Origin of the sequence: Romboutsia sp., from assembly GCF_035470145.1 — a bacterium.
Classification (GTDB): Bacteria; Bacillota; Clostridia; order Peptostreptococcales; family Peptostreptococcaceae; genus Romboutsia_D.
This window is the reverse complement of the sequence record NZ_DATIRC010000218.1, coordinates 1-14915: the sequence shown is the minus strand read 5'-3', so window position 1 is coordinate 14915 and position 14915 is coordinate 1. Positions and strand designations below refer to the sequence as shown.

Annotated in this window: 8 protein-coding genes, 1 pseudogene and 2 other annotated features; all 9 genes and pseudogenes read left to right on the top strand. The window is 28.3% G+C overall.

The genetic code is table 11. The annotated features are described in order from the left end of the window. Positions 1 to 360 precede the first annotated feature (360 nt). Positions 361 to 600 (top strand) — a binding site (T-box leader). 114 nt (positions 601 to 714) lie between these two features. Further along, complete coding sequence (gene asnS, locus VLM92_RS09405) at positions 715 to 2115, top strand: asparagine--tRNA ligase (RefSeq protein ID WP_325276085.1); 1401 nt, start codon at positions 715 to 717, stop codon at positions 2113 to 2115. A gap of 76 nt (positions 2116 to 2191) precedes the next feature. Beyond that, positions 2192 to 2403: a binding site (T-box leader), on the top strand. Between the two features lie 143 nt (positions 2404 to 2546). Further along, a complete protein-coding gene (locus tag VLM92_RS09400; protein WP_325276084.1) occupies positions 2547 to 2675 on the top strand; it encodes a hypothetical protein in 129 nt (42 codons plus the stop codon). Positions 2676 to 2701: 26 nt separating this feature from the next. Then, the gene (gene argH, locus VLM92_RS09395; RefSeq protein ID WP_325276083.1) at positions 2702 to 4018 is read left to right on the top strand and encodes an argininosuccinate lyase; all 1317 of its coding nucleotides are present in this window, start codon (positions 2702 to 2704) and stop codon (positions 4016 to 4018) included. Between the two features lie 168 nt (positions 4019 to 4186). Next, positions 4187 to 4375 (top strand): ferredoxin, encoded by a 189-nt coding sequence (locus VLM92_RS09390; protein WP_325276082.1) that lies wholly within the window; start codon positions 4187 to 4189, stop codon positions 4373 to 4375. Between the two features lie 381 nt (positions 4376 to 4756). Beyond that, a complete protein-coding gene (gene cspBA / locus VLM92_RS09385) occupies positions 4757 to 8068 on the top strand; it encodes a bifunctional germination protease/germinant receptor pseudoprotease CspBA (protein ID WP_325276081.1) in 3312 nt (1103 codons plus the stop codon). 15 nt (positions 8069 to 8083) lie between these two features. Next, on the top strand, positions 8084 to 9766 hold the full coding sequence (gene cspC, locus VLM92_RS09380) for a bile acid germinant receptor pseudoprotease CspC (RefSeq protein WP_325276080.1): 1683 nt from the start codon (positions 8084 to 8086) through the stop codon (positions 9764 to 9766). Between the two features lie 201 nt (positions 9767 to 9967). Then, positions 9968 to 12175 carry a S8 family serine peptidase gene (locus VLM92_RS09375; protein WP_325276079.1) on the top strand — a complete coding sequence of 736 codons (2208 nt, stop codon included), beginning with the start codon at positions 9968 to 9970 and terminating at the stop codon, positions 12173 to 12175. Between the two features lie 16 nt (positions 12176 to 12191). After that, a complete protein-coding gene (cspC, locus tag VLM92_RS09370) occupies positions 12192 to 13874 on the top strand; it encodes a bile acid germinant receptor pseudoprotease CspC (protein WP_325276078.1) in 1683 nt (560 codons plus the stop codon). Positions 13875 to 14223: 349 nt separating this feature from the next. Beyond that, a pseudogene (locus tag VLM92_RS09365) lies at positions 14224 to 14915 on the top strand (hypothetical protein); the annotation flags it as partial.

Here is a 14915-nt window from a genome sequence, read left to right as displayed (position 1 = left end):
CATTTTCAACTAAGTAATTTAAAGAATTATCTAAGCAAGTTATATAATTATAAAATCCATCCTTAAAAACACTAGAAAATGATTTATCACTTTCAGCCGATGGAGCTATAAATGAGAGAATAATAAGAAAGATTAATAAATATTTCAAATAAAACACCTCCTCTTAGGATTATTAATAAATTAAAAAAAATTAAACAATAATATAGAAAATATAAATAGATAGTATGAAACTTTATTGAATATTTAAAAAAGTATTAATTGTTGGAATTTAATAAATATAATTATTTTAATAAAAATAAAACATTGACTTAAATTTTATAAGTTGGTATAATCTTCTTAAATAATTGAAATAATATTAAAATAAAGACAGTGAAGAGAACAGTAAATATAAAAAGTAGTTTTAGCGAATTGAGGATGGTGAAAGCTCAGTACGAAGTTTATATTGAAGAACATCTCGGAGTCTCTAACCGAAATCTTTTTAAGAAAGTAGGCTTAGACGGGAAGTCCCGTTACAGACTATAAGCATAGCTTAACTAAGAGGTCAAATTTATTTTGGCAACTAGGGTGGTACCGCGAGAGTAATAGCCTTTCGTCCCTTTTCACAGGGATGGAAGGCTTTTTTTATACATAAAACCTATATCCTTGTATATAATTGATGTGTCTAACATACAAGTTTAACAAAATTAATTACATAATAATGAGGAGGAAATTAAAATGCAACAAGAATTTTTAACTGTAAAAGAATTATACAGAAGCAAAGAAGAATATGTAGGAAAAACTGTAAAAGTAGCTGGATGGATAAGAACATCTAGAACATCTAAGAACTTCGGCTTCATAGAATTAAATGATGGAAGTTTCTTCAAAAATATGCAAATAGTAGTAGCTGAAGATAAATTAGAGAACTTCAAGGAAATCGGAAAATTACCAATAAGTTCATCTATACTTGTAGAAGGTGAATTAGTTTCAACTGAAGGTGCTAAGCAACCTGTTGAAATACATGCAACTAATATAGTTGTAGAAGGTGAGTCTGATAGTTCATACCCACTTCAAAAGAAAAGACATACTTTAGAGTACTTAAGAACAATAGCTCATTTAAGACCAAGAAGTAATACTTTCTCTGCAGTATTTAGAGTAAGAAGTTTAGCAGCATTCGCTATACACAAGTTCTTCCAAGAAAGAAACTTCGTATATGCACATTCTCCAATCATAACAGGAAGTGACTGTGAAGGTGCAGGAGAAATGTTTAGAATAACTACTATGGACTTAAACAACATTCCTACAACTGAAGAAGGAAAAATAGATTACTCTAAAGATTTCTTCGGAAAAGAAGCTAACTTAACAGTTAGTGGTCAATTAAACGCAGAAATAATGGCACTTGCATTTAGAAATGTTTATACATTTGGACCAACTTTCAGAGCGGAAAACTCATTTACACAAAGACATGCGTCAGAATTCTGGATGATAGAGCCTGAAATCTGTTTCGCTGACCTAGAAGATAACATGGAACTTGCTGAAGATATGATAAAATACGTTATAAACTACGTAATGGAAAATGCTCCAGAAGAAATGGAATTCTTCAATAGCTTTGTTGATAAAGGATTATTAGAAAGATTAAATAACGTAGTAAACTCTGAGTTCACAAGATTACCTTACACTAAAGCAGTTGAGATGTTAATAGAATCAGGACATAAGTTTGAATACCCAGTTAAGTGGGGAGATGATCTTCAAACAGAGCATGAAAGATATTTAACAGAAGAAATATTCAAAGCTCCAGTATTCGTTACTGATTATCCAAAAGATATAAAAGCATTCTATATGAGAATGAATGAAGATGGAAAAACTGTTAGAGCTATGGACTTATTAGTTCCAGGAGTAGGAGAAATAGTTGGAGGTTCTCAGAGAGAAGAAAGAGAAGAAAAACTATTAGAAAGAATAGAAGAAATGGGATTAAATAAGGAAGATTACTGGTGGTACTTAGAACTTAGAAAGTTTGGAACAGCTACTCACTCAGGGTTTGGGTTAGGATTTGAAAGAATCATAATGTACATGACTGGTATGTCTAACATAAGAGACGTAATACCATTCCCAAGAACTCCTAAGAATGCAGAATTCTAATATAAAATAATTAAAAATATATTGACTATTTAGTAAAGTGATTATATAATCATATATAAAATAAAGTAAAATACAAATAAATTCAATGAAAAAGAAAGTAAATATGAATTAAGTTTCAGCGAGTTAGGGTTGGTGTGAGCCTAGTAACAATATTTATATTGAAGAGAGCTTTGGAGAATAATACTTGAAATTATAGTATGGTATTAGGTAAATCTCGCCTTAAGAGAATAGAGTGGATAAGTTTAACTTATTAATTAGAGTGGTAACGCGGAAGATTTCGTCTCTTGGTTTTTATAACCAAGGGACTTTTTTAATACAGAAATAAATGCGTATATCATAATCTATTTGTATTGATTTATCAATAAGAGTGGTAACGCGGATTATATTTCGTCTCTTGGTCTTTTAGACCAAGAGACTTTTTTTATAAATCTGTGACAAATGAAACAACGAAGAAAAATATACTAAATATTAGCAATATAAGTTTTATAACTAATATTATTGGTAATGATAGCTATGAGAAACAAAAACTTCAATTAAATGAAGCAATTTTAAATAATTAAAAATATATTACGAGAGGTGAAGGAAAATGAAATTATGGGGTGGACGTTTTAGAAAAGAAGAAAATAAACTTATGGAGGAATTTAACAAGTCTTTTGACTACGATAAAGTTTTATATAAAAAAGACATTGAAGGTAGTATAGCGCATGTATATATGCAAGTTCATTGTAATTTATTAACAGAAGAAGAGGGAACAGCTATAACTGATGGATTAGTTAGTATACATGAAGATATATGTAATGGAAAACTACCTCTTGAAGGTAATTATGAAGATATACATAGTTTTATAGAAATAAATTTAATAAAAAGAATTGGAGAGGTAGGGAAAAAACTTCATACAGCTCGTAGCAGAAATGACCAAGTTGCAACTGATATGAGATTATATGCAAAAGAAGAAACTACTGATTTAATACAGCTAATTTCTAATTTTAAAAATACTATAAAAGAAGTTGCATATAAAAACTCTGTAATTATGCCAGGATATACCCATCTTCAAAGAGCGCAAGTTGTTACTTTCAAACATCATTTAATGGCATATTATAGTATGTTTGATAGAGATGAAAAGAGATTGAAAAATGCACTAGAAATATTAGATGAGTGCCCATTAGGATGTGGAGCTTTAGCAGGAACAACTCATAATATAGATAGAAATATAACTCAAGAAAAATTAGGATTTAAAAGAGTTGTAGAAAACTATATGGACGGAGTAAGTGATAGAGATTATTTATTAGAACTTATGGGTGATTTTTCTATAATAATGATGCATTTAAGTAGACTAAGTGAAGAGTTAATATTATGGAGTAGCCAAGAATTTAAGTTTGTAGAAATTGATGATCTATATACAACAGGAAGTAGTATAATGCCACAAAAGAAAAACCCTGATGGTGCAGAATTAATTAGAGGTAAGACGGGAAGAGTATATGGAAATCTTTTTGGATTACTAACTGTTATGAAAGGATTGCCGCTAGCTTATAATAAAGATATGCAAGAGGATAAAGAAGGATTTTTTGATAGTGTAAATACAATACAAATGTGTATTCAAGTCATGGAAAGAATGATATCTACTCTTAAAGTAAATGAAGAAAGTATGAAAAAAGCAGTAAAACATGGATTCTTAAATGCTACTGAAGTTGCAGATTATTTAGTTAATAATAACGTTGCATTTAGAGATGCGCATGGTATTGTAGGAAGTATTGTAATTTATTGTGAAGATAATAAAAAATCTATAGAGGAGTTATCTTTAGAAGAACTTAAGCAGTTTTCTAAAGTATTCAAAGAAGATATATATGATTTTATAGATTATGAAAATATATTAAATAAAGGAATAAAAAAGAATTTATTATAAAAGATAGTAATATCTTTATTGTGGAGTATGTGGTCAAATAGTTTTTTTATTATTTAAATACTAGATAGATGAATTTTAAAAAATGTTTAATCAATATAAAATTTGGATATATATAGATTAAACTATTAAGTAGTTAAAACAAAAGATGAATAATAGGAGGACTTCAAAATGAAGGCATTTGTAGACAAAGACATTTGTATAGGATGTGGAGCATGTACAGGAACATGTCCAGAAGTATTTGAAATGGATGATGACGGACTAGCAGTAGCTATAGAAGATGAAATAAGTGACGATTTAGAAGAATCAGCAGTAGAGGCTTGTGAAGGATGTCCAGTGGATGCAATAACTGTGGAATAATTTATAAACTAACTTAATATATTATAATTATCAATTAATAAAAAGTGAAAGTTGGAGAAAAATAACTCTAAAACTTTCACTTTTTATATTTTAAGATGAAAAATACTTTTTAAAAATTTCGTTATTAAATCAAATCGATATATTTACTATGCAATAAACATATTATTAATACATATATATATAATGAAAATATTTTTAAATTATATATATATAATAAAAGTTTATTTTTAGAGATAAATTTGAATTAATTAGCCAATATGTTGATTAATTAATACATGTTATAGATTGTATACTTAATTTATCAATGATACATTATTAAAATATTATATCATTGATAAATTGAGCTTTTATAGTTTTAAAAAGAGTTAATTATATAGAGAGGTGTTTATTATAGATTATGAAGTAGTAGTGAAATATAATGGAGATATTCTAAAATTAGAAAATGAGATTGACATATCTATAGAACTTTTAGGATACAACTATGCCATAATAATGGCAGATTCACAAGAAAAAATAAAAAAATTATTAAATTATTCAGAGATAGAGCATATAGAAGAGCCATTTATATTAGAGCCACAAGAAACTAAAAATTTTTATAGTACAGGAATAAAAGAATTTAAAAAAAATAATAAATTGACAGGAAAAGGAGTTATACTTGGTGTTATAGATTCAGGTATAGACTATAGTTTGCCAGTATTTCAAGATAAAAATGGAAAATCTAAAATACTTTATTATTGGGATCAAGCCATAAATGGTAATTCTCCAGACGGATTTAAAGAAGGAACATTATATACAAGTGAAGATATAAACAAAGCAATTAAAGGGCAAACAAAAATACATATATCAACAACTAGTAGCCATGGAACACATGTGAGCGTAATTTGTTCAGAGATAGCAAATGAGGCAAGTATAATAGCTGTAAAAGTTGGAAGAAGAAGTACAGATTTTATGAGAGGTATAAAATTTATACTAGATAAAGCATTAGAATTAAAAATGCCTGTAGCGATAAACATAAGTTATGGAAGTAATGAAGGTTCTCATAGAGGTTTATCTTTATTTGAACAATATATTGATGATATGTGTTCATTTTGGAAAAATAATATAGTAGTCTCAGCCGGAAATAATAGAGATAAAGGTGCGCATAAAAGGATTAATATTAAAGACAAAGGTGAAAAAATAGAGGTAGAATTTATAGTAGATGAAAATGAAAAATTATTAAATCTAAATATATGGCCAGACCTTGTAGATAATTTTAGTGTTTATTTAGTAAGTCCATCTAACACAAAAACACACCCCATTTCATTAACATCAGGAGAAATAAAAAATATTATAGGTTCAACTAAAATAAAAGGATATTTTTATCCAGTAGCTCCATATTATTTAACAAGAAGAGTAACAATACAAATAAGTTCTACAAAATCAATAAGTCCAGGAACATGGAAATTGGTATTTGAACCGATAAACATAGTCATTGGAAATATAGATATCTATCTATCAACCTCAGAAGGAGATTTAAAAGATACAAGATTTTTAAAGCCAGATAAGAATTTAACTGTAACAGTTCCAGGAACTGCAAATAAAGTAATAACTGTTGGCAGTTATAATTCAATAACGGATACAGTATCTATATTTTCAGGAGAAGGTGATATAAGTTTAAATGTATATAAGCCAGATATATTGGCACCAGGAGAAGGTATAGTATCAGTATTATCAGAAGGAAATAGTGGAGTATTAAGTGGAACTAGTATGGCAGCTCCACATGTAACAGGAGTTGTAGCACTTCTTATGGAATGGGGAATAGTACAGGGCAATGATTTATATTTATATTCCCAAAAGCTTAAATCAGCTTTAGTAAAATCTTCAAAGAGAAATTCTAAGGAACATTGTCCAAATGATTCAATGGAATATGGATTATTAAATTTATCAGATATTAATTTAGATAACATGTCTCAAACAAATCAAGAAAAAATCATTAGATATAGAAAATTAAAAAGAAAAAAAATAATTAAAAAATATAGAATAAAACCGTATGTTAACGAAGCAACAAATTTGAGATATGGAATAAATATGATTCACACTGGAGAACTTGAGAAAGATCTTCAAAAATTAAATATACCATATAGATATTATAAAATAGGTGATAATATTGGGGTAGTATTTATAGATGCAGGATATCAGAATTATACTTCTGATATTTTAAATTTAGAATCAGTATTAAAATATCAACCTAATGTGCGCTTAGCTTTATTAGGAGAAATAAGCCCAGGAATATCACAAGGAGTTGTTGCAACCGAAGATATAGGTGCTAACTTTTTTAAAAATAATTCAAACGAATCTATAACAGGAAAAGGCGTAGTTATAGGTATAGCAGATACAGGTATAGATTATTTACATGAAGATTTTATATATCCAGATGGAACATCAAAAATACGATACTTATGGGACCAAACAAAAGATGGGAATCCACCCAAAGGATATACAATTGGAACAGAATACACTAGAGAAGATATAAATAAGGCAATCGAAAATCAAGATACAAGTTTATCAAAAGATGAAGAAGGACATGGGACAATGATAAGTGGAATATGTGTAGGATTAGGGAGGAAAAATAGTGAATATGCGGGTGTAGCAGAAGATTCAGAACTAATAGTAGTGAAGTTAGGGAAAATAGAAGGATATTATACTAGTGCAAATTTAATTGCAGCAACTGACTATTTTGACCAAAAAACATATGAAGAAAATATACCGATTGTAATTAATTATTCGATAGGAAGTAATGCTCTGGTTGGAAGAACATCTGTTGCCACAGTAGGAAGTACTTTTTTCAAAAGTGGAATATATACTGTATCAGCGGCAGGTAATGAAGGAAATACTCAAACACATACGTCAGGAAAACTTAACTTTAATGGAGAAATAAAAGATATAGAGCTAGAACTATCACAGGATGAAGATACAATAGATATAGAGATATGGGTAGATAAGCCAGATATAATAACTGTAGCATTAGTATCTCCAACAGGAGAAGAAAGTAAGGTATTATTAGAGTCAGATTATAGTCCAGTAATAGGTTTGTTTGATTTAGAAGGAACTGAGTATTCAATAACATATATATATCCTACAACTTACTCAGGACAAGAATGTATTAGAGTGAATTTAAATAAAGTAAAAAAAGGAATTTGGAAAATAAGATTAATTGGAGATTATATAACAAATGGAATTTATCAAGCATACTTACCAAACAGGGTATTTTTAAAACCAGGAACTAAATTTAGAGAAGTTGACCCTTTATATACAATAAACTATCCAGCTACATATGATGAGAACATAACTGTAGGAGCATATGACACTATTAATAATAGTTTATGGGTAAAATCTTCAAAAGGACCAACAATAGCAGGAGGATATAAACCAGATATAGTAGCTCCAGGAGTTAATATAATAGCACCTTATCCAGGAAATACATATGCAACAATAACAGGAACAGCAGCAGCAGCAGCATATGTCTCAGGCGCAGCAGCTCTTTATATGCAGTATGTTTTAGTAGATGGAATGTATCGGAGCAAGTCATTTTCTCAAAAGATAAAAACATATCTTAACGTAGGGGCAAAAAGGAGTATTGATATAACTTATCCTAACAATAGTTATGGTTATGGTATATTAGACATAAGAGGTATGTTTGAACAATTAAGATAAAATAGGAGATTATATATGACAAAATCTTATATTATTATTTATGAAGGAACAGAATTACAACTAGAAAATGCACTGAAAAAAAATAATATAGATACATATGTTATATTAAATGATAAAATTGCTGCAATATATGTACCTATAGATTTTGATGAAATGAAATTAACTGAAACACCAGTAATCTCAACTTGGGAAGCATCAAGCCCAATAAGCTCTTTAATAGAGATAACCAATAATCTTAGAGAAGGGCAAAATGTTACAATTGCAGCAGGAACAGATTATATATATAACAATCCATATATATTATCTTCAGGAAAAGGTGTAATGATTGCAATTATAGACTCTGGTATAGACTATTTACACCCGGATTTTATAAATGAAGATGGAACTACAAAAATAATATCTATATGGGATCAAAATGGAGAAAAAAGTAAAGAACAAAATTATCCATTTGGACGTGATATAACTAGAGAAGAAATTAATAAAGCAATAAAAGAAAATGATCCTAGTTTGACACGGGATAATATTGGTACAGGAACAATAGCTGCTGGAATATGTTGTGGAAGAGGAAATTTAAATTCATCGTATAAAGGTGTAGCAATAGATAGTGAATTAATAGTAGTAAAATTAAAAGAATATAAAGATATTTATATGAAAGACAAAATAAATTATCAAGCTGCAGATTTTTTAGCAGCAATAAAATATGTTATAGATATTTCAAAGAAAGAAGAAAAATTTTTGATAATAAATCTAACAATAGGAAATGAATCAACAGCTACAACTGATCTTACAGTGGTAGATTCTTTTGATTATTTAGATTTTCCAGGGGTAATAATAGTAAGTGGTGCAGGAAATGAAGGTAACACTGATATTCACTATGAAGGCAAAATAAGAAATAAAAGTAGTGCAGAAGATGTACTAATTCAAGTAGGGCAACAACTTGACCTAACCATTGCGTTAAGTGTTAATGGGATGGATAAGATAGGTGTACAATTAATATCTCCAGCAGGAGAGTTAAGTGATAAGGTTAATTATACACCTGAATATTACCCATATGAGGGTAAATTTAATATAGAAAATGCTTTATATAAAATTGTGTACTCATATCCATGGCTACAGTCAGGAAATGAACAAACATATATATATATTAAAGATATAAAGCCAGGTATATGGACACTAAGATTGCTACCTGAATTTATCATAGGAGGAGAATATGACATTTATTTACCAAATAAAAATTTGATATCTGAAGATACTAGATTTGTGAATCCAAATTCATTTTCAACAATAACTTTGTATGCAACAACCGAAAATATGATAACAGTTGGAGCTTATAATGATAAAGTTAATAGTATATGGGTAGGATCATCCAAAGGACCAGTAAAGAGAAAACGTATAAAACCAGATATAGTAGCTCCGGGTGTAGATATAATAGGACCATCAAACAATAAATCATATAATACAGCTACAGGAACTGGTGTTAGCAGTTCAATTACATGTGGTGTATTAGCTATAATGATGGATTATATAAGTGAACAAAAGAAAGGCAGCAAAAATCTTTTATTTACACGAGTATTAAAAACATATTTAATGTTAGGAGCTACAAAGAAAGATATATATATGTATCCAAATGCATCTCAAGGGTATGGAATTTTAAATTTAAAAGAAACTATACGCCAAATTGCAAACTTTATTGAATAATGTGTATTGTTATAATAGATAACCATGCCCTTACAGTATAGGGGATGGTTATTTTAGATTGTTAAATTAAATCAATATATTTATTATGAAATAAAAATATTATTAATACATATATATTATAATAAAAATATTTATAATGATACGAATTGACAGTTTTATGATGATACTTGAAATTTAAAAAAGAGTTGATTTTATAGTGAGGTGTTTAGCATAGATTATGAAGTAGTAGTGAAATATAATGGAGACATACTAAAATTAGAAAAAAGCAAAGATGAAAAACTAGAGATAGAATTTATAGTAGGTGAAGATGAAAAACTATTAAATATAAATATATGGCCAGATTTTGTAGATGATTTTAGTATTTATTTAGTAAGTCCATCTAAAGTACAGACACAGCCCATTTCATTAACATCAGGACAAATAAAAAATATTATAGGTTTAACTAAAATAAAAGGATATTTTTATCCAATAGCTCCATATTCTTCAAGCACAAGAGTAATGATACAAATGAGTTCTACAAAATCAATAAGTCCTGGGATATGGAAGTTGATATTTGTACCTATGAGTAGAATTACTGGAAAAAAATATATATACATATCAACCTCAGAAGGAATTTCAAAAGGTACAAGGTTTTTAAAATCAGATATTAATTTAGATAGCATGGCCCAAACAAATCAAGAAGAAATCATTAGATATAGAAATTTAAAAAGATACAAATTAATTAAAAAATACAAAACAAGAAAATATGAGAATAAAGCAACAAATTTAAAATTTGGATTAAATATAATTCACAGTCCAGGATTTGAGGAAGATCTTAAAAAATTAAATATACCATCTAGATATTATAAAATAAGTGATAATTTTGGGATAGTATTTATAGATGAAGATAGTTTAAACTATCTTCCTAACATTGTAAATTTAAAATCAGTATTAAGATTTGAATATAATGTAAGATTAGCTTTATTAGGAGAAATAAGCAAAGGAATATCACAAGGAGTTGTTGCAACCGAAGATATAGGTGCTAATTTTTTTGAAAATAATCCTAATATATCTATAACAGGAAGAGGTGTAGCTATATGTATTGTAGATTCAGGTATAGATTATTTACATGAGGACTTTATATATCCTGATGAAACATCAAAAATACTATACTTATGGGATCAAACAAAAGAAGGAAATCCACCTGAAGGATTTTTTATTGGAACAGAATACACTAGAGAAGATATAAATAGGGCAATTGCGAATCAAGATTCAAGTTTATCAAAAGATGAAGAAGGACATGGAACAATGATAAGTGGAATATGTGCAGGCCTAGGAAGAAAAAATAGTGAATATTCGGGTGTAGCAAAAGAAGCAGATTTAATAGTAGTAAAGTTAGCGAAAATAGAAGGAGAATATACTGGTGCAAATTTACTTGCAGCAGTTCAATATTTGTATAAAAAATCATATGCAGAAAAGATACCAATTATAATAAATTTATCTATAGGAAGTAACAATCTGGCTGGAAGAACTTATGAACAAATAGTACAACAAACGTTCTTCCTACAGGGAATATGTACTGTATCAGCGGCAGGTAATGAAGGCAATGCTCAAACACACACGTCAGGAAAAATCGAATTTAATGGACAACAAAAAGATATAGAATTAGAATTATTACAGGATGAAGATACAATACAAATAGATATATGGATAGATAGGCCAGATAAAGTAACTGTATCATTAGTATCTCCAACAGGGCAAGAAAGTAAGGTATTAGCACTTCAAAGTTATAAAGTAGTAACAGGTTTATTTGATTTAGAAGCAACAGATTATTTAATAACATATATATACCCTACAAAATACTCAGGTCAAGAAAAAATCACAGTAAATTTAAATAGAGCAAAAAAAGGGATTTGGAAAATAAGATTAATTGGAGAGTATATAACGAATGGAACTTATCAAGCATACTTACCAAACAGAGTATTCTTAAAACAAGGAACTAAATTTAGAGAAACTGACCCTTTATATACAATAAACTATCCTGGTACATATGATGCTGATATGACTGTAGGAGCATATGACACTATTAATAATAGTTTATGGTCAAAATCTTCAAGAGGACCAACAATAGCAGGGACACAGAAACCAGATATAGTGGCTCCAGGAGTTAATATAATAGCACCTTATCCAGGAAATACGTATGCAACAATAACAGGAACAGCACCAGCAGCAGCACATGTATCAGGTGCAGCAGCTCTTTATATGCAGTATGTCTTAGTAGATGGAATATATCCTAGTAAGTCATTTTCTCAAAAGATGAAAACATATATTAAGGCAGGCGCAAAAAGGAGTATTGATATAACTTATCCTAATAATGATTATGGTTATGGTATATTAGACATAAAAGGAATTTTTGACCAATTAAAATAAAAATAGGAGATTATATATGACAAAATCTTATATTATGATTTATGAAGGAACAGAACTTGAATTAGAAAATTCACTGAAAAAAAATAATATAGATACATATGTTATATTAAATAATCAACTTGCTACAATATATGTACCTATAGATTTTGATGAAATAAAATTAAATGAAATACCGGTAATCTCAGCTTGGGAACCATCAAGCCCAATAAGTTCTTTAATAGAGATAACTAACAATCTTAGAGAAGGAGAAACTGTTACAACTGCAGCAGGAACAAATTATATATATAAAAATCCATATATATTATCTTCAGGAAAAGATATGATGATTGCAATTATAGACTCTGGTATAGATTATTTACACCCAGATTTTATAAATAAAGATGGAACTACAAAGATAATATCTATATGGGATCAAAATGGAGAAAAAAGTAAAGAACAAAATTATCCATTTGGGCGTGATATAACTAGAGAAGAAATTAATAAAGCAATAAAAGAAAATGATCCTAGTTTGACACGGGATAATGTTGGTACAGGAACAATAGCTGCTGGAATATGTTGTGGAAGAGGAAATTTAAATTCATTGTATAAAGGTGTAGCAATAGATAGTGAATTAATAGTAGTGAAGTTAAAAGAATATAAAGATGCTTATATGAAAGATAAAATAAATTATCAATCTGCAGATTTTTTAGCAGCAATAAAATATGTCATAGATGTTTCAAAGAAAGAAGAAAAATTTTTAATAATAAATCTAACAATAGGAGATAAATCAACAGCCACAACTGATATTACCGTGCTAGATTCTTTTAATGATTTAGGTAATCCGGGAGTAATAACAGTAAGTGGTGCAGGAAATGAAGGGAACACAGATATTCACTATGAAGGCAAAATAACAAATGAGAGTAGTGAACAAGATGTAATAATTCAAGTAGGGAAACAACTCAATTTAGAGATTGTTTTAAGTGCTAGTTTGCCGGATAAGATAGGTGTGCAATTAATATCTCCAGGAGGAGAGACAAGTGATAAGGTTGATTATAACCCACAATATTATCCATATAAGGGTAAATTTAATATAGAAAATTCTTTATATGAAATTGTGTACTCATATCCATGGCTACAGTCAGGAAGTGAACAAACATATATATATATTAAAGATATAAAACCGGGTATATGGAAACTAAGGCTGTTTCCTGAATTTATCATAGATGGAGAGTATGGCGTTTACTTACCAAATAAAAATTTGATATCTGAAGCTACTAGATTTTTAGACCCAAATTCATCTTCAACAATAACTTTGTATGCAACAACCCAAAATATTATAACAATTGGATGTTATGATGATAAAACTAATAGTATGTGGATAGGATCATCTAAAGGACCAGTAAAAGGAAAACGTATAAAACCAGATATAGTAGCTCCAGGTGTAGATATAATAGGACCATCAAATAATAAATCATATAATACAGCTACAGGAACTGGTGTTAGCAGTTCAATTGTATGTGGTGTATTAGCTATAATGATAGATTATATAAGTGAACAAAATAAAGATAGCAAAAATCTTTTATTTACAGAAATATTAAAAACATATTTAATGTTAGGAGCTACAAAGAAAGATATATATATGTATCCAAATGCATCTCAAGGGTATGGAATTTTAAATTTAAAAGAAACTATACGCCAAATTGCAAGTATTATTGGATAAGGTGTATTTTTATTCACTAGGTATCGTTATATATTCGCCCGATTGAACTTGATATTTTTTAGATACAACCCTAGCATTTTATTTATAAACAACTTTTCTAAACCTTAGATGATATCGTTAATATCTTGATAGTATCATCTAAGGTTTCTCTAGATGCAACTTAATGTTTTGTAAGATGCCTATCAGCCATAATTTTTTTATTTTAGATTATTAAATTAAATCAATATATTATTATGCAATAAAAATATTATTAATACATATATATTATAATAAAAATATTTATAATCACCAGAATTAACAGTTTCATGATTATACTTGAAATTTAAAAAAGAGTTGATTTTATAGTGAGGTGTTTAGCATAGATTATGAAGTAGTAGTGAAATATAATGGAGACATACTAAAATTAGAAAAAGGCAAAGATGAAAAACTAGAGATAGAATTTATAGTAGGTGAAGATGAAAAACTATTAAATATAAATATATGGCCAGATTTTGTAGATGATTTTAGTGTTTATTTAGTAAGTCCATCTAATGCACAAACAAAGTCAATTTCATTAACATCAGGACAAATAAAAAATATTATAGGAAGAACTAAAATAAAAGGATATTTCTATCCAATAGCTCCATATAATTTGAAAAAAAGAGTAAGAATACAAATGAGTTCTATAACATCAATAATTACTGGAATATGGAAATTGGTAATTCAACCTACGAGTATAATTACTGGAAATATAGATATATACATACAGACCACAGACGAAGCTTCAAAAAATATACGGTTTTCAAAACCAAATAAGAAGCTAACTGTAACAGCTCCAGGAAATGAAAGTAAAGTAACAAAAGAAAAACATGATTATAAAGATAATAAATCATCGAAAAAAATTTCCAAAAGAGAATTAGATAATAGTATAGAAAATTTAACGCCAGCATTTAATATAGTTCATAGTCCAGAATTTGAAGAAGAATTTGAAAAACTAAATACATCCTATAAATATTATAAAATAGCTTATAATTTTGGAATAGTATTTATAGATAAACCAAA

Coding starts and splice junctions, on each gene's coding strand:
- VLM92_RS09390 (WP_325276082.1), top strand. CDS start 4,187: ATGAAGGCATTTGTAGACAAAGACATTTGTATAGGATGTGGAGCATGT.
- cspC (WP_325276078.1), top strand. CDS start 12,192: ATGACAAAATCTTATATTATGATTTATGAAGGAACAGAACTTGAATTA.
- cspC (WP_325276080.1), top strand. CDS start 8,084: ATGACAAAATCTTATATTATTATTTATGAAGGAACAGAATTACAACTA.
- argH (WP_325276083.1), top strand. CDS start 2,702: ATGAAATTATGGGGTGGACGTTTTAGAAAAGAAGAAAATAAACTTATG.
- asnS (WP_325276085.1), top strand. CDS start 715: ATGCAACAAGAATTTTTAACTGTAAAAGAATTATACAGAAGCAAAGAA.